This window comes from Alteromonas sp. H02, assembly GCF_059682525.1.
Genome location: NZ_CM185021.1, coordinates 1,817,583 through 1,840,378, shown reverse-complemented (window position 1 = coordinate 1,840,378; position 22,796 = coordinate 1,817,583). Strand labels below are relative to the sequence as shown.

At 48.7% G+C, this 22,796-nt stretch carries 22 protein-coding genes, 1 tRNA gene, 1 pseudogene and 2 riboswitches; of the genes and pseudogenes, 5 read left to right on the top strand and 19 right to left on the bottom strand.

Annotated features, from left to right (window positions below):
• Position 1: 1 nt before the first annotated feature.
• A pseudogene (locus AC566Q_RS08460) lies at positions 2-721 on the top strand (tyrosine-type recombinase/integrase); the annotation flags it as partial.
• A gap of 16 nt (positions 722-737) precedes the next feature.
• Here the strand turns inward: AC566Q_RS08460 and AC566Q_RS08455 are convergent.
• The 7 genes from AC566Q_RS08455 to AC566Q_RS08425 form a co-directional block, all read right to left on the bottom strand.
• A complete protein-coding gene (locus AC566Q_RS08455; RefSeq protein ID WP_000127614.1) occupies positions 738-932 on the bottom strand; it encodes a helix-turn-helix transcriptional regulator in 195 nt (64 codons plus the stop codon).
• A gap of 857 nt (positions 933-1,789) precedes the next feature.
• Positions 1,790-3,271 (bottom strand): AMP-binding protein, encoded by a 1,482-nt coding sequence (locus AC566Q_RS08450; protein ID WP_499615714.1) that lies wholly within the window; start codon positions 3,269-3,271, stop codon positions 1,790-1,792.
• An 11-nt stretch (positions 3,272-3,282) separates the two neighbouring features.
• Entirely contained in the window at positions 3,283-4,122 is an 840-nt protein-coding gene (locus AC566Q_RS08445; protein ID WP_499615711.1) for a p-hydroxycinnamoyl CoA hydratase/lyase, read from the bottom strand.
• A 75-nt stretch (positions 4,123-4,197) separates the two neighbouring features.
• Entirely contained in the window at positions 4,198-5,595 is a 1,398-nt protein-coding gene (locus AC566Q_RS08440) for an aldehyde dehydrogenase (RefSeq protein WP_499615710.1), read from the bottom strand.
• Between the two features lie 12 nt (positions 5,596-5,607).
• On the bottom strand, positions 5,608-6,960 hold the full coding sequence (locus AC566Q_RS08435; protein ID WP_499615708.1) for an MFS transporter: 1,353 nt from the start codon (positions 6,958-6,960) through the stop codon (positions 5,608-5,610).
• Positions 6,961-7,183: 223 nt separating this feature from the next.
• Positions 7,184-7,432, bottom strand: coding sequence for a helix-turn-helix transcriptional regulator (locus AC566Q_RS08430; protein ID WP_499615706.1), 249 nt, complete (start codon positions 7,430-7,432; stop codon positions 7,184-7,186).
• 47 nt (positions 7,433-7,479) lie between these two features.
• The gene (locus tag AC566Q_RS08425) at positions 7,480-8,232 is read right to left on the bottom strand and encodes an AraC family transcriptional regulator (RefSeq protein ID WP_499615703.1); all 753 of its coding nucleotides are present in this window, start codon (positions 8,230-8,232) and stop codon (positions 7,480-7,482) included.
• 247 nt (positions 8,233-8,479) lie between these two features.
• On the opposite strand from AC566Q_RS08425, the gene AC566Q_RS08420 reads away from it, so the two are divergent.
• Both AC566Q_RS08420 and AC566Q_RS08415 read left to right on the top strand, forming a co-directional pair.
• On the top strand, positions 8,480-9,106 hold the full coding sequence (locus tag AC566Q_RS08420) for an outer membrane protein transport protein (protein WP_499615700.1): 627 nt from the start codon (positions 8,480-8,482) through the stop codon (positions 9,104-9,106).
• Positions 9,107-9,184: 78 nt separating this feature from the next.
• Positions 9,185-9,820, top strand: a complete 636-nt coding sequence (locus AC566Q_RS08415; RefSeq protein WP_499615697.1) for a hypothetical protein — start codon at positions 9,185-9,187, stop codon at positions 9,818-9,820.
• Here AC566Q_RS08415 and rimI read toward each other — a convergent pair.
• The 8 genes from rimI to AC566Q_RS08375 form a co-directional block, all read right to left on the bottom strand.
• Entirely contained in the window at positions 9,817-10,311 is a 495-nt protein-coding gene (gene rimI, locus AC566Q_RS08410; RefSeq protein ID WP_499615695.1) for a ribosomal protein S18-alanine N-acetyltransferase, read from the bottom strand. The two genes, AC566Q_RS08415 and rimI, sit on opposite strands and share 4 nt — an antisense overlap.
• Positions 10,296-10,754 carry a hypothetical protein gene (locus AC566Q_RS08405; RefSeq protein ID WP_499615692.1) on the bottom strand — a complete coding sequence of 153 codons (459 nt, stop codon included), beginning with the start codon at positions 10,752-10,754 and terminating at the stop codon, positions 10,296-10,298. The genes rimI and AC566Q_RS08405 overlap by 16 nt, the downstream gene beginning before the upstream one ends.
• A gap of 65 nt (positions 10,755-10,819) precedes the next feature.
• Positions 10,820-10,896, bottom strand: a tRNA-Trp gene (locus AC566Q_RS08400).
• A gap of 106 nt (positions 10,897-11,002) precedes the next feature.
• Positions 11,003-11,785, bottom strand: coding sequence for a phosphotransferase (locus tag AC566Q_RS08395; RefSeq protein WP_499615689.1), 783 nt, complete (start codon positions 11,783-11,785; stop codon positions 11,003-11,005).
• Positions 11,755-12,366: a nicotinamide riboside transporter PnuC gene (gene pnuC / locus AC566Q_RS08390; RefSeq protein ID WP_499615686.1), complete on the bottom strand. Its 612-nt coding sequence runs from the start codon at positions 12,364-12,366 to the stop codon at positions 11,755-11,757. The genes AC566Q_RS08395 and pnuC overlap by 31 nt, the downstream gene beginning before the upstream one ends.
• A gap of 6 nt (positions 12,367-12,372) precedes the next feature.
• Positions 12,373-12,627: a YkoF family thiamine/hydroxymethylpyrimidine-binding protein gene (locus AC566Q_RS08385; protein WP_499615683.1), complete on the bottom strand. Its 255-nt coding sequence runs from the start codon at positions 12,625-12,627 to the stop codon at positions 12,373-12,375.
• Positions 12,628-12,636: 9 nt separating this feature from the next.
• Entirely contained in the window at positions 12,637-14,700 is a 2,064-nt protein-coding gene (locus tag AC566Q_RS08380) for a TonB-dependent receptor (protein WP_499615680.1), read from the bottom strand.
• A gap of 56 nt (positions 14,701-14,756) precedes the next feature.
• Positions 14,757-14,857: riboswitch (TPP riboswitch) on the bottom strand.
• 145 nt (positions 14,858-15,002) lie between these two features.
• Positions 15,003-15,677, bottom strand: coding sequence for a hypothetical protein (locus AC566Q_RS08375; protein ID WP_499615678.1), 675 nt, complete (start codon positions 15,675-15,677; stop codon positions 15,003-15,005).
• A 46-nt stretch (positions 15,678-15,723) separates the two neighbouring features.
• Positions 15,724-15,802, bottom strand: a riboswitch (cyclic di-GMP riboswitch).
• Positions 15,803-15,952: 150 nt separating this feature from the next.
• Here AC566Q_RS08375 and AC566Q_RS08370 point away from each other — a divergent pair.
• Together AC566Q_RS08370 and AC566Q_RS08365 are read left to right on the top strand one after the other, a co-directional pair.
• Positions 15,953-17,716, top strand: a complete 1,764-nt coding sequence (locus tag AC566Q_RS08370) for a helix-turn-helix domain-containing protein (protein WP_499615675.1) — start codon at positions 15,953-15,955, stop codon at positions 17,714-17,716.
• 84 nt (positions 17,717-17,800) lie between these two features.
• A complete protein-coding gene (locus tag AC566Q_RS08365) occupies positions 17,801-19,918 on the top strand; it encodes a GNAT family N-acetyltransferase (protein ID WP_499615672.1) in 2,118 nt (705 codons plus the stop codon).
• Positions 19,919-19,977: 59 nt separating this feature from the next.
• Here AC566Q_RS08365 and AC566Q_RS08360 read toward each other — a convergent pair whose 3' ends face one another.
• Genes AC566Q_RS08360 through AC566Q_RS08345 form a run of 4 tightly spaced genes read right to left on the bottom strand, consistent with a single transcriptional unit; the run spans position 19,978 to position 22,796 of the window.
• The gene (locus tag AC566Q_RS08360; RefSeq protein WP_105934501.1) at positions 19,978-21,246 is read right to left on the bottom strand and encodes a tetratricopeptide repeat protein; all 1,269 of its coding nucleotides are present in this window, start codon (positions 21,244-21,246) and stop codon (positions 19,978-19,980) included.
• A gap of 2 nt (positions 21,247-21,248) precedes the next feature.
• Positions 21,249-21,860 carry an energy transducer TonB gene (locus AC566Q_RS08355; RefSeq protein WP_499615669.1) on the bottom strand — a complete coding sequence of 204 codons (612 nt, stop codon included), beginning with the start codon at positions 21,858-21,860 and terminating at the stop codon, positions 21,249-21,251.
• 1 nt (position 21,861) lies between these two features.
• Positions 21,862-22,260 (bottom strand): ExbD/TolR family protein, encoded by a 399-nt coding sequence (locus tag AC566Q_RS08350; RefSeq protein ID WP_105934499.1) that lies wholly within the window; start codon positions 22,258-22,260, stop codon positions 21,862-21,864.
• A gap of 11 nt (positions 22,261-22,271) precedes the next feature.
• Positions 22,272-22,796 carry a MotA/TolQ/ExbB proton channel family protein gene (locus AC566Q_RS08345; RefSeq protein ID WP_105934498.1) on the bottom strand — a complete coding sequence of 175 codons (525 nt, stop codon included), beginning with the start codon at positions 22,794-22,796 and terminating at the stop codon, positions 22,272-22,274.

Genomic DNA, 22,796 nt, shown 5'->3' with positions numbered 1-22,796 from the left:
TTATGACTGGCTGATTGATGAACCAATTTTGGAAATTAACGCTGCCGCTGGGATCACAGCAAAAAAGGTCGGCGGTAAGAAAGGCAAACGAACTCGGGTGCTAAATGACAACGAGATCAGGATACTTTGGCGCTATTTGCACGAGTCAAAAATCACTGAGAAGAACCGCATCTACATAAAACTGCTTCTGCTATTGGGCGGTCGCAAGGGCGAACTCATTCAAGCTGAAAAGCATCACTTTGACTTGCAATCTGCAATGTGGACAGTGCCTATAGAGATCCGTAAACAAGGTGAGAAAATTGGAGCGCCAATCATGCGGCCATTGATTAGGCCTGCTATTGAGCTGATTGAACTGGCGATGCAGATGAGTAAATCAACTTACTTGTTTCCCGCGAACGGACAAGAAGAGCTTGCCACAAATGGCTTTGATACCACTATTCCTAACAATGTGAAAATCTGGGCTCGCAGATCGCTTGGTGTTGAGATGGAACATTGGTCTATGCATGATCTTCGCAGAACGATGCGAACGCGTATGTCGGCCATCACGACGCAAGAAGTTGCCGAGTTGATGATTGGCCACAGCAAAAAAGGGTTGGATGCTATCTACAACCAATATCAGTACCTGGATGAAATGCGTCATGCTTACGACGTTTGGTATCAACAGCTAGAAACCATCATCGAGCCGACAGGCTTTCCATTCAACTGGCGTTTCGGACAGTAAAATAAAAGAAAGAGGCTCAGTCCTCTTTCTTCTCATACTCTTCTAGGTCTTCAATGTGCCACAGCTTGTTTCGTGTATTTCGGTTGATACGAGGTTGCGGCAAGCTGCCATCTTTTATTCTTCGCCAAAGCGTCGTATAGCTAATGTGGTAACGAGCCATCACTTCGTAAGACGTTAGAAAAGGGGTTACTTGGTGAGCTACTGCTGTCATCTGCATTCTCCTGAAAATCAATGTAAAGCTATCATCGCCTGATTCATCACTTGTTGATGGTCAGAAAGATGCATGATTTGTACAGAAGATCAGCCTTATCAAAACACAAATGTTGCTATTAGGTACTTTTCAGCTCAAACCTATGAATAACAAGGGCTACAAGGCGGTTTGTGTCATGAATAGCAATCAACACGCCTAACGAGAAAAATTTGTATACACTGTTTGTACACTCGCAACGATGACACACCAAAAACCACAATGACTAACCCTTTAAATTCATAAGCTTATAAACAAAAAACTAGAGATGATCGCATTTATTCCGCTTTTGTAATGTCGAAACCAAAGTGCCAAAAGCAGGAGGTACTTTCTTCATCAAAACCAGTAACAGCAAGGCCTACAGCCAGATTTGTGTCATGGAAATTTCGCCAAAGGCCTCTAAAACGGAATTTGTACTCAAGTTTGTACACACTTTCCGAGGTTACGCTTGAACATCATTGAAATGCAAAGAAACGAGAAAAAGACAAAAAGCCTTTAAATTCAGTACGTAGAGATGTGATTGTGGTGTGCAATGAAAGGTGGTTTTAAGCGTTGAAAGGCTGGGCGGCATCAGGGTGCGAAATGATCGCAAACGTGCGACGACGCTTAATTTCTTCTAGCAGCTGGGTCATTCACTAAACCTGATTTTTATTCGGGAGCTGGCCCTGAGCGTGATTACAGTAATCCTTGCCTTGCTGGCAAAACTCAGGCCTTACGTTTTCGCGGGATTATACGGACTTTTGCTTTTTAATGGTAGTAAAGCCGGGAGGTCAGCACCGGATTTAGCGCTTTATCCGGTACTGTAAGGTTTGAGAAGACAGTTAGTGCTGTGTCAGCAAATGAACTACCTGTTCACGCAACACCGTGCGCAAAATTTTACCGGCGCCATTGCGAGGAATAGTGTCGGTCAGAGTGACATATTTAGGCACTTTATAGCGGGCAAGATGGTCATTCAGGCCAGCCAGAAATTGCTCTTCATCAGCAAAGTCGCGTTCGTTAAAGGGTACCACAAACAGGTGGCCAACCTCGCCCCACCGTTCATCGGGAACGCCAATCAAAGCGCAATCTTTCACCGCAGGATGTTTCAGTACCACTCCTTCCACTTCTACCGGATAAACATTTTCGCCGCCGGAAATAAACATATCCTTTTTGCGATCCACAATACGATAGAAACCGGCTTGGTTGCATACCGCCATATCTCCGGTTTTAAACCAGCCATCTGCAGTAAAGCATTGTTTGTACATGGCTTCCTGCTGCCAGATACCAACAAACAAGTTACCGCCTTTAATTTCCACTTCGCCGGCTTCACCCTCGGCCACCTCATTACCCTGCTCGTCGGTAAGGCGCACCCTTACCCTCGGTGTCGCAAGGCCAACACAGCCGGCGTTTTTATCCAGCAGTTCGAGGTCAAACGGCATGCCAAATACCGTGCCGGCTTCGCTCATGCCGTAGCCATCCACAATGGGGATACCATCATTGAGCCAGGCGCGGATTTGCACTTCGGGATGGGGTGCCCCACCGGTCAGTAAGGCTTTAAGGTTTTGCAGGCTGCTCACATCAAACTGGTCGTGCTGACGCAGCATATTGGCCATTTGCGGCACACAAAAGTAATGGCTTATCTTAAGTGTTTCATCGGCCAGCCTGCTCAGTGTGCGGCCCGGCTCAAAGGCATCCGAAATCACCAGGCTGCCACCACAGTAAAGTGCCGGACGAACACAGGACACCAGGCCAATCACATGAAACATTGGCGTTTCACATAAAAACACACTGTGCTCATTCACATGGCCAAGCTGGGTCATGTTCAGAGTGGTTTCCATCAGCGTAGCTTCGCTGTGCATTATACCCTTGGGTTTACCCGTGGTTCCGGAGGTGTACAAAATAAGCGATGGTGCATGCTCATCGTAGTCAGACCCGGCAGCACTTAAGCTCTGACTGTCGCTCAGCAACTGATTAATGTCATAGTGGCTGAACTGCATGGTTGCCGCGGTTTCATCGCCAATCAGAATCGCTGGAGTGCAGTCACTTATAAGTGCTTCCAGCTCTTCTTTAGCCAGCCGCCAGTTTAACGGTACAAATAACAATCCGGCCCGGGCGCAAGCCAGGTGAAGCGCCACCAGCTCAGCCCGGTTTTTAGACAGACAAGCCACTCTGTCACCCTGCTTCAGGCCATTAACCTGACACCAGCTAACCAGCCGGTTAATGGTGGTATCGAACTCGGTGTAAGTCCAGGTTCGTTGGTGAGTGACATCGTTAACAGCAATACTTCCTGGCCGTAATCGCGCCTGCAGGGTCACAAAATCCATGTCAGCCTCGTTTAGTTTTGTTGCTTGGATTTGTCATAAGCCCCTAATCCAGGCTTATAGGTTTTATCGTCTATAAACTGTTTAATGCCTTCCTTACGGCCGTCATTATCAAAGCTGTTAGCCGCTTCCTGAGCGCGCACCAGATAGTCTTCAGCATTGTCGTAGGTCATTTCTTTCACGCGGCGAATAGCGTCTTTAGTGGCCTTAAGTGCAACCGGGTTTTTCTCCAGCAACACATTACACATTTCGGTAACCCGTGCTTTGAGTTGATCGGCTGGCACCGCTTCGTTGACAAGACCCCACTCTACTGCGGTTTTACCGTCGATATTTTCGCCCATCATGGCGTGATACATGGCTTTGCGCAGCGGCATCAGGTCGGCCACCACTTTACTGGCACCGCCACCGGGTAAAATTCCCCAGTTGATTTCGCTCAGGCCAAAGGTGGCATCTTCTGCAGAAACCGCCAGATCACAGCTGAACAACGGCCCGTAACCACCGCCAAAACACCAGCCATTGATCATGGCGATAGTGGGCTTGTGATACCAGCGTAATGCACGCCACCAGCCGTAAGCTTCACGCTGGGCTTTACGGGTTGCCCCCAGGCCTTTTGCTTCGTTTTCGCGGAAGTACTCTTTTAAATCCATTCCGGCTGTCCAGGCTGTCCCTTCACCAGACAACACCAGTACACCGACATCGTCACGGTACTCGAGATCTTCCAGCACGCGCATCATCTGCCGATTCAGTTTGGGGCTCATGCAGTTGCGTTTTTCCGGGCGGTTGTAGTACACCCAGGCAATTTTGTTCTCAACAATTACCTTTACTGTTTCTTCTTCACTTCTTTCTACTGACACGTTTAAATCCTCTTGCAAAATAGTATGGGGATGCATTCGATGCTCTGCATCGCAGAAGGCAATGCATCCGGACAGTTAAATTGGGTAATGACCAGGTTCGGTTTCCACCGTTATCCAGCGTAATTCAGTAAACTGATCGATGCCGGCTTTGCCACCAAAACGGCCGTAACCGGAGTCGCCTACGCCACCAAAAGGCATCTGCGCCTCGTCGTGTACGGTTGGTCCGTTTACGTGACAGATACCTGATTTGATTTGCTTAGCGACTTTCAGACCATTGGCGATATCCGTTGTGAATACCGCAGCACTGAGGCCATATTCACTGTCGTTCGCAATGCGGATGGCATCGGCTTCGTCTTTAGCGCGGATCACCGCGACCACCGGACCAAAACTTTCATCCGCATAAATCGCCATGTCTTCGGTAACGCCGTCTAAAATGGTGGCGGGCATGAGTACCGAGTCAGCTTTACCACCGGTTACCAGGGTGGCTCCCTTACTCAGCGCGTCATCAATCAGAGCATTCACTTTTTCAACGGTTTTCATGTCGATAACCGCACCCAGTGGAGTGTTACCCTCGCGAGGATCGCCGGTTTCCATGGTGGAAACTTTCGCTTTAAACGCGGCTACAAAGTCATCGGCAATGCTGTCGACCACCACCAGACGTTCGGTGGACATGCAAATTTGCCCCTGATTCATATACGCCCCAAAGGCAGCCGCTTTAACAGCTTCGTCAAGGTTTGCGTCTTCCAGCACCAGCAAAGGCGCTTTGCCTCCCAGCTCAAGCAAACAGGGTTTCAGGTTGTCGGCAGCGCGGCGAGCGATAATCCGGCCCACTGCAGTAGAGCCGGTAAAATTGATCCGTTTCACCGGTTTAGCATCTATCAGCGCTCCCACTACGTCAGCAGCATCATCCTGAGAATTCGTCACAATATTAACCGTGCCCTCAGGGAAGCCAGCTTCCGCCAGCGCTTCGATAATTAACGAGTGTGTGAGCGGGCAAATCTCAGAAGCTTTGAGGATTACCGCATTGCCGCACGCCAGTGCAGTAGACACCGCCCGGGTGCCCAGAATAATCGGGGCATTCCAGGGGGCAATGCCCAGGATAACGCCCACCGGCTCGCGCAGCGCCATGGCCATGCAACCAGGTTTATCTGAGGGAATAACCTCACCACTAATTTGCGTAGTCAGCGCGCTGGCCTCACGTAACATTGAAGCCGCCAGCATCAGGTTAAACATTGCCCAACCCGCCGTTGCGCCGGTCTCGCCCATCATGGCAGCAACAAAGGCGTCCTGTTTGCTTTCCAGCGCAGTTGCCGCTTTTTGCAGCACCGCCCGGCGGGCATTAGGGCCGACCTTCGACCATGCTTCAAACCCTTGTTGGGCTTTTTCAGCAACCGCCGCCATATCAGCCGCCTGCATGGCTTCTGCTTCGCTGGCAACTTCACCAGTCACTGGGTTTAATCGGGTGAATTTCATTCCTCAATCCCCTTAATTATCGCAAGTTTGCTTTGTTAAAATCGGACTTGCATCTTGCGCAGACCTACATTGCTGCACTCGACCAAGCAGAAAGACAGTAATAGCGGCCACCACGGCCCCCGCTCCCATTACAATGGCCACGCCCTGTAATGACACGCCCTGAGTAAATAGAATGCCGGCCACAACCGGGCTTAACGCTGCGCCACCGCGTCCTACGCCAATCACAATTCCAGTGCCGGATCCTCGAACCTGAGGTGGGAACGCCTGGGCCATTAAGGCGTACAAACCCACCACGCCCGAGTTGGTAAAAAATCCGGTTGCCGCTGAAATCAACGCCATCTGCCCCAGTGATTCATAGCCGATACCAAAAGCCGACACCATTACGAAACCGGCGAACAATACACCGATCAGCAATTGTTTAAGCGGTAATTTGGAAGCGAATAAGCCCAGCAATGTAGCGCCGATAGCGCCGCCCACATTGGCCCACACCAATACCTGCCCGGCCTGAGAAGGGTGGAAACCCATATCAACCACAATTTTTGGGATCCACTTTAAGATAAAATAAAAGGTCATAATCTGCGCAAAATAGGCAACAACCAATAACAGCGTGGTAGTCCGTAATTGCGGTGTAAATAAGGCAACAAAAGAGCTCTTCCCCGCGTTAGGCGCAAGCGGCGGTAGTGCCGTGAGCAGCGGCTTTTGCATGGCCAGTAAAGAACGGTTAATTCGCTCCAGCGCGTTAGCAGGTTGTTTGGAGGCAAGGTACACCACTGACTCTGCCAGGAATAACTGGACAATAATCAGAAAGGCACCGGTTACCACACCGCCGAAAATAAACACCGAACGCCAGTTGTAGGTTTCCAGCAATACTGAACTGATAGAACCGCCAATAATCGCTCCCACCGGGTAGCCGGTCGCCATCAGAATAACGCACAGGTGACGGAACTTCTTATTAGAATACTCAGCAACCATGGCATTAGTTGACGCCAGCATACCGCCAATCCCAAGGCCGGTAATAAACCGCACCACCAGTAAAGTGGTTACCGAGTTAGCAAACGCCGAAAAGCACATCCCTGCGGTCATCACCACCAAACAGGTTTGAATTGTGGGTTTACGGCCAATTTTGTCGGCAAAACCGCCCAGAAAAACTGAACCAAAAGCCATGCCGAGTAGTTCCATGGCCAACACCACACCTAACTCAGTACGATTGATTGCCCACTCTGCGGCGATGCCTGGAGAGGCAAAGCTGATTGCCAGTACATCAAATCCATCCAGTGCATTTAATGCAATGCACAAAATAACAGCAATAACCTGTTGCCGGCTCATTTTGCTGTTGTCGAGGATCTCGGACGGGTGCTGATTCATAACATTCACTCTGTTTAATTAATGGTCGGCCAGGTTGATGTTAACGTGACCTTCCAATCTTATCCCAGATGTTAATATTATGTACCTGGTTGTAAAATAGCAGAAAGTGACGAAATAATTGTCAAATAATGACAATGAGTACTTTTTGCATAAAAATGAGACTAGTACCGGTAATGATCTCCCGTAACAAAACGGCTTTACTCTTTAGAAAAAAGGGCTGGATTCAGCTCGCTTCTTCTTTGTGAAGCGCTCTGAATTTTCTGGGGGTTTCTCCGGTCCATGTACGGAATGCACGGGTAAAAGCGGCAGGATCAGCAAATCCGACAGATTCTGCAATCAGGTTTATTGGTGTTGCACGCTGGGTAAGTAGCATGACGGCACGATCCCTTCTGACAATATCCTTGATTTGCTGGAAGCAGGTGCCCTCGTCTTTTAGTCTGCGCATAAGCGTACGACTGGTCATGTGCAGCATTGATGCAACCGCATCAATGGTTAACAGGCCGCTCTCAATATCATTGCTTAGCAGGTGCCGGATGTCAGAGGTAAGAGTGTAATCGGATTTATATTGGCGGAACAATTCCAGAGGACAGCATTGCATGAAAGAATGCAGCGCCCCTCACTTTGTTTAACCTGTTTAGCAAGGTAGTGAGCAGAGAATGTAATGGCCAGTTTATCGCACTTAAACTCATGCTCACCCGGAAACAGGTAGTGGTATTCATGCACATGTGGCGGTGGCGGATAATTAAACTGAACTTTCGACAACGGAATACTGCTGGCGATTAGCCACGAGGAATACCGGTGCCAGGCCAGTAAAGTCATCTCTGCAAATAGGTACTTATGGTCTTTTTCCGGGTGAGGTAAGTTGATTGTGAGAGTTGCTTCATCTGCCTGCACGTCCAGCTCAACAAAATTATCGGTCAGAATAAGATTATAAAACGCTATGCCTTTTTGTAGCGCCAACCTGAGCGTAGGTTGGTGAACTGTCACCTGGCCCATCATTTCGTAGGTACCTGGTTTAAGGCGCATGCCACACAAGCCAGCCGACTCATCCTTTAGTAACCGCCAAACCAGACTTTGCAGTCTGGATAACCGCTCGGTCTTAACGCGCAGTCCGGGTTTACCGATGGCAGCCGGGTCAATCTGGCAATGTTTAAGCAGGCGCCTGGCGTCCAGGTTATTTTGTTCGGCCACCTCAAAGAGTGCCGTCAAATAATGATTGGACGCACTACCATACTTATTTTTATCTATTCGCATTGCGACAGCGCTGGACATAGACAGCTCATCACCTGACGTTAATACCCTGTTTATATTTTATTAATAACATGGTTCAAAGCGTTTGGAAATTCGATTCAGCGAATATTAGTGCCCGGTTTCGTTCAGTATTGTGATAGACCTCAACGGCTAACTTACTGACCAAATTGAAATTAAATGTGGCAATACCACTGGTCATTTTATAATCTAGCCACAAAGTGCCGCTTTTGGTTCATATTGGTAATATCTGGTTTCAGGGAAGTATTCTATGAGGTTGTGTTCGTCAGTGGGATTATTGAGTGCTTTGGTTGCACTCCCTTCAACAGTGCTGGCAGACCAGTACCATTACGGCAACCTGCTGGTAGGCGGTAAAGCCATCGGTTATGGTGGTGCCTATGTGGCATTGGCGGACGATCAGTCAGCGATGCACTACAACCCTGCCGGGCTGTCTTTTCAGGCAAATGCAAAGTCGGCTTCGGTGAACACCCTGGCGTTTGAAGACACAGAATTTAAAAACGTGTATACCGACGGCTCTGACTTTGCCCGAACCTCCTTCTCTGTTGTGCCCGGATTTCTTGGCATCAGCACCAGTTCCGGGCAATGGAGTTACGGCAGCTACTTTACGGTTACCGATTATTCTCAGGAAAGGAATGATAGCAGTTCCAATTATGAGTTACCGGCTACCGCGACTACGCCCGGACAGAGTGTTATTGAAACCGTCACCTACGATTTCGACAATGCCGCTTACAAGTTCGGCGGCGCCTTGTCCTACCGTCTTAATGACCGATGGGCGCTGGGTTTTTCTTTGTCGCTAAAATACATTGAACAGGTCTTATCGCAAACTTCCGGTGCAGCAATTACCATGTATACGCCAACCGGTTCATTTACATCCTGATTTGATGCCCGGCGACGCATAAATGAAAAACAGTATCTGATTGAGCCATCGCTGAGTGTGTTATATAAGGATGATGCTTTGAGTGTTGGGGCACATTACGTTCACAGTGAATCAATCAATCGGAATTATCGCTCTAATAACCTTATTGTTGCGCCCATCATCACCCTGTTAAACGGTTCGCCCGACACCACGTTTCCAGACTTTATTCGCACGGATAAAGACCAGGACCAACCTTCTCTACTGTCTTTTGGCGCTGCATACCAACATCGCGGCTGGGTTATATCGAGTCAGGTTGATTACTACAGCCATGTTGAAAAAGAGGATGTGGTACTCGATGATATCGACTTAACCCGTGAGCTGAAACAGATAACCAATTACTCTCTGGGACTTCGTATTCCGCTATCTACCGATACCGCTCTGCAAATTGGTTTTTTCACCGATAACAGCAACGGCGTTATCGACTTTGATATTCCCTATCAGCGCGTGGAGGCTATCGATACCCGGGGGATCAGTGTTGCCTATGAAACAAAGTTAATGGGCTACCCGCTAACCCTTGGCCTGTATGCCAAACAGGGCAACGGCAAAGTGCGATATGCTGATGTGCGGTATGTGGAAGCGATAACCGGCGTGACCCTATACCCGGAAAATAATTCCAATGACGTCCAGTCAGCAGAAAAATCCTCGGTGGTAATTTTTGCCAGTATGGACTTTTAAACAGGATTGGCGTGATGGCTGTCAGCACTTATTGGTAAGTACATCATAAGCGCGTCTTCCCTGCCATCCTTGGTAGGATAATAGCCTTTACGCCGCTCAAGTAATGCAAAGCCGCTATTTGAGTAAAGTGTGTGGGCGGCTACATTCGACTCGCGCACTTCCAGAAAACAGCCTGACGCATTCAGCTGTTTGCAGCGGTTAATCACAAAATCCAGCATCCGTTTACCGGCACCTTGTCCTCTCAGCTCTGCACTGATAGCGATGTCCATCAGGGTCACTTCGTCCAGCACCACCAGTAAAATGGCAAACCCGATAACCTGCCCGTCATTGAGCATCACCCAACATTCGTAAGGTGATGTGGTGCAATCCAGAAAAGTGGCCTCAGACCACGGCGCATACTGGGCTTCACAATGAATGGAATGGGCTGCTACAGCGAGAGACTCATCGGCCTGAGTAATGTTTAACTGTGATAAATCTAGCTCAGTGCGCACAATGCCCGCCAGAGCTGCTTTTTATGTTGATAGGTTAGTTTATCCGGTGCTACCGGCAACGTAATCGCCGTTTGCGAGACTGATACCGGAGCGCCCATTTTAACTGGAGGAACGGTTTCCATGGCCAGGCCCTGCACAGCGATAAGCAGATCGGCAAAAAATTGTGGCGCCTGCTGTGCTTTGACTTCCTGCAGTGCCGGAGGGGCTACCGGTTCATCAGCCTTTTTAGCCGTTTGAGATGGCGCAGGCTTAGCGGATACACTGTCTTTTATGCGTTGCAGATGCGAGCGAGCGGTATCCTGCGATACGGGTTCTGATTTCACTTTTTCTGCCACGTCAGGCACTTCACCGGCTGGTTCTGCCAGTTTTCCTTGCGGCTGCCAAACCGGAATTTGCATTTCTTGTAATGCAGCAATTTGATAATCAGTTAACGCGAATGCCATGATAAGCGATGATTTTTCTGTGTAAGGAAATGAGTTACAGGAGTTTATCAGAACAAAGGGGAAAGTGGCAGGGGTGGAGGGACTCGAACCCCCAACCATCGGTTTTGGAGACCGCTGTTCTACCAATTCGAACTACACCCCTAGCGCGCTGTGAATTATACGTATGCGCCTTCAAAGGTAAAGTATTTTTACAATAAATGACTAAAATCGCGTTTAAGCGCGCAAATATTAAACGCAACGGCGAATTATTAGCCCGGATTCCTCTCGGCAGCCGCCGTCCACAAACGATTGGTAAAATCCACCACCGGTAAAAAAGCAGCCACGCTCCTTGCCACCAAGTCTGGCGATTTGCCTGCCTGGTGCGCATACTCGTCACATAACTGCTGTTGTTGTTCACCGTTAAGCTCATTAATAAGCACGCAGGCGGCAATATCAAAATAACGGTTACCGGTAGCCGCGTACTCCCAGTCGACCACTTTATTGCGTGACGCGCCTACCAGGTGTGCAAACGACAGATCGTTATGGCAAAAACAAAAGTCCTGGTAATGACTGAACTGGGAAATCACCGGCACAAGCTTATCTCTTTCAGCCGAGTAGCATCGTGCGGCTTTAGTGGGTAACTGTTCCAGGTAATGTTGCCAGCATGGCAAAAGGGCTAGGGTTGGCGCACTAATATCACTTTGATGGATGTTGGCCAGCGAATGCGCCAGTCGCTCAATATCCAGTGATTGTTGGTCTGGCGTATCGACCCACTCTTCAATCCAAATGCGTAATGCCGGATCATAAGCGGTAACCACCGGCGCCAGACCACAAACGGCCAGTTGCTGCTGCAATTTAGCGACAACAGTGTAGTTAACGGCACTGAACGTGGCCGGCCCCAGCAATTTTACCGCCCAGCTTTGCCCGCCGCTGCTTGCCCGGAATACACTGTTAGCCAGGCCCTGACGAACCGGCTCAAAAGATAATTGCGATGCGCCACAGGCCCCGGTAATAAAGTCGCTTAGTTGTTTGTCAGATACCTTTCTGACCATTCCTGTTTCCATTGGTTATATCCGTAAACTGAAAAGCCAACATACCCTAAAAACAGGCAGGCAGACAGAATTAATCCGCTTTGCCAGTACAGGAACACTGCGGCGGTATTGATGACAAACCAGTAGATCCAGTTTTGCAGTATTTTGTGCGCCACCATAAAGGTGGTCGCTACACTGAAAACATTAATAGCCGCATCAAGCCACAGGTACTCACTGTTAAACTGCGTTGCGGCTAATTTACCTAAGCCTACGGCCACTGCTGTTAAACCGAACACCGCCAGCACATGCCAGCTCAACGATCGTGACTGCACTGATTTATCTTCGCCCGGTTTATGATGCCACTGCCAGTAGCCGTAAACCGCCATTACCATGTAAAACAGATTCAGCGCCGATTGAAACGGTAACGCCACCTGCCAGAACAACCAGGTGTAAATAGCAGTGCTGGTGAGGGCTGCCAGCCAGCACCAGGCACTTTGCCGGGCAGCGAGCAGCACATAGGCGATGGCCAGCACAACAGCCAGCCATTCTGCCAGTGAGGTCGCGACAATTTGTTCAACCAATTGAGAAAGGATCTGTTCCATTCTGCCCTACTTACTGCTCATGGCATCAAAATTAAGAAATTTAGCCACAAACACCGCCTGCCCGACTTCTTCATGGGTTCGCTGCATTTCTACGCCCAGCACTTGCATCACCTCGGTGTAGTCACCATGCACCTGGGTGCTGGTAGAACAGGTGATGACTGTAAGGTTTCTGTAACTATTCAGCCGTTCAATAAAGGCCTTGATTGGCCCGATATAGTCATTCACCAATGGGTACAACGATAACTCAACCATCACCTGCATAATGCGCTCCTAGAATTGATAACGAACAGTAACACCGGTCTGACGACCGTTACCCAACTGATAATAGGGTTCATCAAATTCGTAAAAATCGCGGGGATCGTTACTGAATCCGCCAAAACCGCGGGTATAGTAAGTTTCATCAAACGCGTTGTTGATCCACAGCTGTGTTTCCCAGTTCTCTATTCGCCAGCTTAGCTGAGTATGCACCAATGTACGCGAAGGTGCCGTCACATCATGGCCATCAGAAAAGCGATAGCGATCGGCAAAATCCACTTCAACATTCCAGCGAATTGACTCGTTGATATCCAGCTGGCTGAGTAAATTGGCAGTAAACTCGGGCGCCTGAGCCTGCTGCTGCTCGGTCACAGTAGTGCCGTCAGCGCGGGTATAATCTTCAAAATAGGCATCCAGGTACCCACCCGAGAAGCTCAGGTTCCAGTTGTTAGTTGCCTGCCAGCTAAGCTCAACCTCAACGCCCTGGTTGGTACCTAAATCGGCGTTACTGATAATATCAATAAACTCCGCTGAGCCGTCATCCCGATACTGCAGTTCGTAGTCACTGACCTGCGTATCTTCCCGTTTCATGACAAAAAATGCCACGCGGGAGGTTAACTGGTCAGCCAGTCGCCCTTTCATGCCGATTTCATAGTTCCAGTTGTACTCTTCGTCGTAGAAGCGGTTGTCGGTAGACACGTTCTGATCGGGATTAATGCCGGCGCCTTTATAACCACGGGAAACACTGGCATAAACCAGTTGCTGCCCAAGTTGATAACTCAGTGCCAGCTTGCCGCCCAGCATTGTGGAATCTTGCTCACCGCTGAGGCCGGCATTGTCGCCGTAAGAAAAATCATAGTTCTCCGCACGTAATGCAAAGGTCAGCAATAAGTCATTGGTTAACTGGCTTTCCAACTGACCGTAAACAGCCTGTGTGATGGGCTGATACTGACTCACGAAATCGCCATCAGCATAGGTGTACTGACGAAGTAGATCTTCTTTATTGTTCTTAACCCGCGAGCCGATAACCCAGGAGGTCGTGTCGTTAAATAAACGCCATTGATCGCCACTGACGAAGCGTAACTCCACAGTATTGGTCTCTACATCGCGGTAATACGCATCGAAAGAGGTATATCCCCACGGATGAAAGCCATCATAGGTCCAGTCTTCGTCATACGCATAACCTATATTGTGGCTGGCGTGAGTAACTATAAAGTGTAGGTCGCCGCCATCCAGCCGGGTTAGCAGGTTAGCGCTGATAGCATGGGTTTGCTGGCGGTCAAACCCGGGCTCGTCAGACAGTGTTTCGCGAGTGTTATCCAAAGAAAAGGCATCAAACCCGTTGTCGATATCATACCAGCGGTAATTAACGGTTAACGATACTTCATCGCTGTAGTCGTAGCTCGCCGCTAACCGAATAGCACTTTCGTCAATATTGTTGGTGTCGTCGCGGTTAAGGAAAGTATTGCGTACAAAACCATCGCTCTGGTTGTGCACTAATGCACCGCGTATGGCCAGGTTATCTGCGACCTCAACACTCTTACCGGCTTCCACCCGATAGCTACTCTTAGTCGCCGCAGTGAGCTGAACGTAATCGGCGTCTAGCTCCTTGGCCTGAGTGGATTTAATTAACACTGCGCCTGCCAGTGCTCCGGTACCAAACACCGTAGCCTGAGGGCCTCTGAAAATCTCAACCTGCTGGGAATCAAACAGCAGTGCAGCAGCGCCAAGTCCGGTAAAGTCAAAATCGTCCACCATAATGCTCACCGATGGATTAATCGGTTCGGCGTACTGGCTGCGCTCGCCAATGCCGCGAATCTGCACAAAGCGTCCCCGCGAGGCACCTGTTGCAAAATTTACGTTTGGCGCTACTCGCAGTAAATCTTCAATGTGCACAGCCTGACGGTTTTGAATACGTGCATTATCAATGATTGAGGCACTGGCGCTCAGTTGAGCCAGGGCCCGCTGATGAAAGTCGCCGTATACGGTGACTTTTTCGATGTCTTGTTGCTCAGCAGCTAAAGCGCTGACAGATAAACTCAGTAAAGATAAAGAAAACAGAGTTTTAGGTAATTTCATACTGGATCTCTTGTGCAATGATGACCAAAAGATCCGGCTTTTAACGGCAGGTGATAAGGCTTGATTGTAACCATCCCTACGCCGGTATTATCCGGATCAGGTTTAAGGGTTCCCACATCATGGATCTCAGCCGTTTCCGGCACCCCTTGGTGAATGCATTTTGAATGCGCGATGGAGTCTACCAAGACTTAAAAGATTTGCAACTGTTTAACAGATTGTTACGCAGAGGTATTTTTCAGCAGAAATAAGAACGCCCACCGTGACGTGGTGGGCGTTGCTTAATTGCTCCCGGATAAAGAGCTTTATACAGACCGGCGGTGACGACGCCAGCCTGTTATGCCGAGTCCGAGTACTGCCAGCGACAATGCGGTTGGCGCGCTAACCTCAGACAACGTCATATCTCTAAAACGTACTTGAGTGTTGCCACACTCACGGTCACAATCGTTTACCAAGACGATGTGGGTAAAACTGCCACTCAGGTAGTTATCCAGATCGATTGAGAAACGTTGCCAGCGATCGTTGGTATAAGAAAAATCGTCCAGTCCCCAGTTTTGCGTGCCAACCAGGTTAAACGACTGGCTGGAAACCGCGTCAGTCTGACCACCAGAGAAATCAGCAAAGAACAAACCACCAATTTCAGGAAGTGAGGTAGGTACACCTCTGGCTTGGCCACCATCGCCAATGCGCTGGAATAAACGGAATCTGAAATCCAGCGTATAGTTTGTCAGCGGATCGTCCAGATTAACTGAATCAACGCCAAACGTGTCTTCCAAATCAATCGCAAACCAGGAATCTGAGTAAATTCTGATTGCACCATTGTTCTGTACAAAATAATCGCTATCGCCGTTGTTCTGACGGCTCATGCCTTCAAAAGTAGCGGTATCAAAGTCCACATCGTAATTGATAACACCAGCGTTGGCAGAGGCTGCCATACCGCAGGCGACGATTGCTGAACATAATTTTCTGGCCAACTTCATGTTTTAATCCTTAACTACTAATCAATACCTAAAAACTGTACTGACTCTGAGTAACCCGGCCACCTTCGACTTAAAGGCCCGTGGCTTTCCGTCCTTGCTTCACAACAAGTTTGGCTTTGTGCATCATCAAACTGCGGAGTTAATGGTAGCGCAGCCGAAAAATCAAAATAGGACACATTTTATCGAACTATAGGACAATTTTGTCTGTCCTCACTTAACACCCGGGCAAAAGTCGTTATTATGGTGGGAGAATTGCAAGGGATAGAAAAACTGATATGTCTGTTACCTATACAGGAACGTTTTGGTCAGCTGTTACGCGGGCGTTATTATCATTACGCCGGGATAAGAGCCTGACAACGGAAGATGAGTCTACCGCGCTATCAGCGCTTGGCGATATTGAAAGCGGTGATTATCCGGTTACGGCCCTGAATGAAAAGTTAGCACTCCTGAGTAAGAGTGACTCACCGCAACGGATTGGCCAGTCTTTACTGGGTTATCTTGATTTTAACAAGATGGGTACTTTTCACTGTTTTTTATCCATGGCCCGGGATATCAATGCCGCTCTGGATGCTTTACACACTTTCGACACGCCATTATTTGAAGCATCAGAAGAAATTCATATCAACAAAACAGAAAGTCAGGTAACGCTCACAGTAAAAGCTGGCATTCTGGCGGATATGGAACCCTTTGTGGTGGCTTTTCTGCTGGCGCTGTTTCGTCACCTGGCCGGGCGAAATTTCGATTTTAACCAGGTTGAACTGGTTCACGAGCACTCCGAGTGGCTGTTAGCATCCGTTAGTGAAGCTCATTGCGCCCACCACCATCCGGCACCGGCTGTTACTTTCGACGCCAGATGGTTAGCCAGCCCATCGTTTTTTTACAGTCCAAAATTGCAACTTGTGCTGGTTAAAAACCTGCAACCTGCCGGTGAAGGAGGCTTTAAACAGGATCTGGTCGATGCGTTTAAACAGTTTGATACGCCTGCCAGAATTCGCTCTGAGGCGGTTGGCGAACTGTTGGGCATGTCTGAGTCGGTGTTTCGGCGCAAACTCAAACAGGAAAAACTGTCTTTCAATGCCCTGCTAAAATCGCACATTCACGAACGCAGCATAAATGGTTTACTGAGCGGCGAGAAAGTGGATGTGCTGGCTGAGTCACTGGGCTTTTCCGATCGCCGTTCCTTCGACCGCAGTTTTAAGGAGTTTACCGGCATAAGCCCTGGCCAGTTGCGTCAGGTGGGCAGCCGACTGCGATTCCAGCGGGGTAACCAGGCACTGATCGAAGTAACCGAAAACCTGCCTCCCCTGCCGGAAACCATCAGTCATATTGTGAATCTGTCTGATGATCAACTTTCAGTCAGCCGACTGGTAAAGCTCATCGAACCAGACCCTGTATTTCTCGCACACATCATAGGTAAAGCCAGTAAAGCCCTTTACGGATCCGTGCCTCAGTCTCTTGAACAGGCTATCGGCCGTAATCTTGGCGTGAATAACGTGAGAAACCTGGCGGTGTTATTTGCCGCCCAGCAATACCTCACAGTGCAAAGTGTCCATCCGAATATTGAGCGGCTGATAGACGCCATGCTGTTAAGTAATGCCTTATTTGAGGCGTTATTTGCCGGCGAATACAGCAACGAGGATAAAGCCCTGATTGCCCAGCTCATTCTGTTTGGACCACTGGCCTTACTTTTAATATTCCATACCGAACACCTCGATGCCTCATTGTTTTTTGAACAGTGGCAAAGCGCTTCCAGTTTTGATGAGTTTCAGTCTGGCCTGGCTGCAGAGCATAACCTGTGCCTGTATGGCGCCTCATCACTGTTACTGGTCAGATGGGGCTTTACCAGTAAGGTGAATCAGACCTTATGGCGATTGTGTCAGGAGCCGGATGCAAAAGTGAATCAGCGGATCCGCTGTTGTCACGAACTAGCCTTTAACTATTTATGTTTTAATCAGGCGCCAATCCACAACGATCAACTCGCTGCTGCATTGTCAGAACAGCAGTTAACCGAAGCCCGGGATTTACTAGCAAAGTGGTAATGTACCGTTAATGCTTATGGCTGCATTGGTGGCCACTCCACAAACAGGTACAATAGCTATTTTCCATAATGGCGTTTTGCTCATATGCCCAGCGCGAAGACGTTAGCCGCACTATCCGACTGGAATACTGCGCTTAAGAAGACTCCCAATGCTCACCGCCAACTGCTGGTAGTGAGCGGTTCTGCGCATTACTGCAAAGACGTTATTGAACAACTAACACAGCGGTATAGTAACCACGAAACTCTGCTTCTCGGTACATTTCTGTGCCCTGACAATAACTCACTAAGCATCGCCGCCTACCGGCAAATTCTCGGCGTAGAATACAGCCTGGCCATTGTTGATACCTTTGAGGCGTTTCGCCCTAATGCTGTTCTGGCCATTGCCGGGACGGTTACTCAGGGTGGGCTGATGGTTGTGTGCTGTCCGGACTTTAACGAATGGCCAGCATACCCCGAGGCATCCACCGGCCACTATTTAAGTTATGGAGAACAACTCCAATTCAGCCAATTGCGGGCCGCTATACTCATGCAGTTCGGGACAGACTCAAGCGTTGCCATATTGCGCGAAAATTACGAGCCAGAGTTACCTGAAGTAATTGCTGTACAGCCACCGGTTGCCCCGCCTTCACCATTCAGATCGGCGGAACAACAACGCCTGTTCAAGCTTATTACTGGCGGCCAACCAATTGAAAGCGCACTGCTCACTGCCGACCGCGGCAGAGGTAAATCTACCCTGTTGGGCATGATTGCCGGGCACCATATGGCTACAAAAGCACAGTCTGTGATTATTACCAGCCGTTATGCAGAGTCAGTAAGTCAGGTATTTGCCGGCGTCCTGCTAACCTGCCCTCAGGCGAAGCAGCTTGATCGTCATCAAGTTACATTTAATGATTTGACTTGCCAATGGCTGCCACTTGACCACCCCTCGCTGGCTACACTCACCGAATCTACACTATTACTTATCGACGAAGCCGCAAGCATTCCGGTGCCCCAGCTCACAGCACTTTGCAACCAGGCTAAGCATCTGTTGCTAAGTACGACAGTAAGAGGCTATGAAGGGTCTGGTAGAGGCTTTATCACCCGCTTTATTCCCTGGCTTAAGCAACACCGGCCGGATATCCACCATTACGAACTACAAACGCCCATTCGCTGGTTTGAAGGTGATCCGCTGGAGCATTTCTGGTACCACGCGCTGTGTATAGACACAACAAGTTTTGTTATTAATGAAGTGGAGTCTGGAAATTCTCACTACGGCAACACTTTCAACTATGAGGCGCTTGATAAAGAACAGTTCGATAGTCCAACTAACCGCCAGTTGCTACCGCTGCTAATGCAAGCCCACTATCAGACCACGGCTGATGAATTAGTACGCCTCTATGATTCGCCAGCCAATAATACGTTACTGGCGGTCAGCGACAATCAGGTGATCGGCGTACTCAATTATCAACAGGAAGGCGGCCCATTACTCAAAGACGTTGCAAATGACATTGCCTGCGGTGCCAGACGGGTAAACGGGCATCTATCCGCCCAGGGCTTAAGCGTGCTTTTGGCGTCTACAGTTATGGCGACTGCAACTTACTGGCGTATTAACCGAATCGCCGTCCTACCCCGTTTCCGGCGTAAAGGCATCGCCAGCAACTTAATCAACAGCTTGCTGCAACAGGCAAAGTTTTCGGGAGTGGACGCACTGACTACTTCTTATGGTGCAACCCCTACTCTGACTGCCTTTTGGAACGCCAATGACTTTGTGCCCACTAAACCGGGATTAAAACGTGACGCCTCAAGTGGTGAATACAGTTTACTCATGTTTCTGCCATTAAGTCAGACGATGATCGATATTCAGGCGCTTATTGCCCAGCGTTATAGTCAGGAGTTATTGCTCCACCCTGCACCGGAAACATTTGGCTATCAACCCGCTATTCTACCTTTTGCAGTTAACGATAGTATTCAAGCGTGCACTTTAGCCATACTGGAGCAGGTTGTTAACGGAAGCAGAAGTCTTCAGCATGCCCGTGGCAGTGTTGCGTGGCTGCTTGAAACACATTCAGAGGACATAGCAGAAAGCGAGAGCAAGGCTGTACTACAGGACTTTGTGGCAAACAGTAACTCACTTAATAAGCTTACAGAGCGGTACAGGCTGAGCGGCAAGCGTGAAACGGAGCGCTTTATCATCAGCCATCTCGGCCGTGTTCTTACCCGATAAGTGTAATAAAGAATGAGGATAACAGAGATAAAAAAAGCGCCGTTAAGGCGCTTTTTCAATTAGATATTAATACCGCGGTTTTTCGCCTTCTGCTTGATGTAAGGCTCCCAGGCATTGGCATTTCTGCGTAATGTCTTGTCCTTTTTCGCTTCCTTAATATGCTCGTAGGCTTGTTTAAAGTCGCCGGCATAAAAGTTAGCTTCCATTAAGCTAAAGTGAACTTTGCCCGGGTCTTCTACGCCACGTTCCAGAGCTTTAGAAAGCGCTGTAATAGCACCTTTGTAATCCTCTGCAACCAGCAGCAGCACACCCTGCTTACGGTAAAATTCTGGATCAGACGACATTTCTGCCGCTTGCTGATAATACTGTGCAGCAGTTTCATACTCCATCGCCTGGTGATAGCTGTTCGCTACAGACGCCAGATTATCTGCTGTTTTCTCAATCTTGCCGTTCGCAATATTCTCTGCCAGCACCTTGGCTGAGCGATAAGGCATATTGTTTGTTGCGTACAACTGAGACAACATTTTTACCAGATTAGGTTTTTCTAAAAAGCCCTGGTTATATGCAATTTCTAATGTCGCTAAAGACTTTTTATAGTCTTCGATCATCAGATAAAACTGACCTAACTGAACCCACCACTTACCTTCTTCAGGGAACGTGTTAACGATGTCCTCAGCAACCCCAACGGTTTCTTTATACATCTTACGCTCATAGTACGAAGATAACTTCAGTACATACGGGTTTTTGTTTGGCTCTTCATATAACGCGATAGCTTTGTTAGCTGGATCGATAAGCTTGTCGTATTGCTTGAGCTCATAAAAAGCGTTGGCCATACGGGTATAAACTTCAGGGTCTTCTTTACAAGTAAAGTCGAGATATGCCTGATAGTACTTAACCGCTTGCTCGTATTCCTTTTCCTGCAGACTAAGGTCAGCAACAAGCTTGAGCGTTTGCGAGTGCTCAAGGTCGTTTAACACCTTAGTCTCTACCGACGACACTAACAGTTCCAGAGCTTTTGGCCCCATGCCGTCTTTAGTCGCCATGATATTACCGAGGAAACGGTTTACATAAGCTTTATCAAAGTCTTCTTTCGCTTCAATTTCAGACAGGATTGTGATCGCGTCATCAATCAGGTCTTCGTTATAAGCCTCAAAAGCCTTCTGTACTTTTTTACCTACACGCTCACCAACCAGGTTGGTTGTACCTTTCTCGTAGCCTGGGCACACTACCGGTGCCGAGCTTTGCGCTGCGGCTGGCAACGCAATCGCTGAGCCCAGAGTAAATGCCGCTACTACCAGTGACTTTTTAAACATTGTGGATTTCAACATGATTATTGCTCCAGTTTAAAGTCTAGTTGTACAAACATATTTGGTTGCTTAACAGGCTTACCGTCAACGATCTTCGGCTTGTATTTCCACTTCGCCAGAGCTCGACGGGCTTCACGGTCGAAGATACGCTTTGGATTCGCATCGATTACATCGATGTCATCAACAGAGCCATCTTCCATGATAGTAAACTGAAGCTTAACCCAGCCTTCTTTACCATCACGTACTGCCTGTGGCGGGTACTTAGGATCGATACGAACGATAGGTGTCGCATCACCATCACTCTGCATCGCACCAACACCACCAATGTTTACACCAACACCACCGGTATCGACACCTGGTATATCCAGGCTGAATCCGTCTGCATCCGGCTCAGCTTCTTCCGGCTCAACAGGCTCCATTTTAGGTGGCTGTTGTGGCGGAGGAGGAGGAGGTGGCGGAACACGGGTACGTGTTTGCGTATCCTCTTCTGGCGGCTGCATAACGATATCGATAACCGGTGCATCCGGAATTTCATCAACCGGACGCGCTGAGTTTTCAATAAGTTTAGCCATTACTACGAACAGACCAAATGCTACGGCTGCACCGATGACTATAGAGGCGATAATTCTACCCATACTAGTTCCTCGCTGCTACTGCAATACGGTCAATGCCTGCGGCTTTAACCTGGTCCATAACTTCAACAACCACCCCGTGTTTAGCCTTAATATCAGCCTGTATAAACACATAATCAGTTGGTTGCTCCGTAAGTAATCGCTCTAAGTTTGCCCTGACGCTGTCAACAGACACCTCGCGTTTATCTAACCAGACATCGCCATCTTCGGTGATCGCAATGAAAATGTTAGCATTTTTATGTAAGAACGCTCGGCTCGCATCGGGCTTGTTAACTTCTATACCGGCTTCCTTAACGAAAACCGTTGTCACGATAAAGAAGATCAGCATGATGAATACGATGTCCAGCATAGGCGTCATATCAATCGCTGCATCTTCCTCTTCGGTTCTGACTTTTCGAGCCATAATCTCTCTCTCTAATGATACGGCAAGCTATCAACTAGCTTTTCCCGCGCAATCTTAACCTTCGCCTCGAGACGAGTACTGATAAACAGCCCTGACAGCGCCGCGACCATTCCCGCCATTGTCGGGATAGTTGCCATCGAGATACCACCCGCCATCAGACGTGCGTTACTCGTACCTTGCGTTGCCATAGTCTCAAACACGCTGATCATCCCAGTTACAGTACCCAGTAGTCCGATTAGCGGACACATAGCTACCAGGGTTCGAATGATAAGCATTCTGGCGTTCAGGTTATCTGAAGCCTCGGAGATCCACGCTTCACGGATTCTATGCGCATACCATGACTTAGTATCTGCACGAGCGTTCCAATCCTGAATGATTTGCTTTTTCATTTTTGGAAACACTGACGTCAAATACCAGTAGCGCTCAATCATTAATACCCACATGAGAAAGAGCGCGGCAGCAACAGCGTATAACACGTCACCGCCGGTAGCGATAAAGTCCCTGACCGATTCCCATAATCCAATCAGGTAAACCAT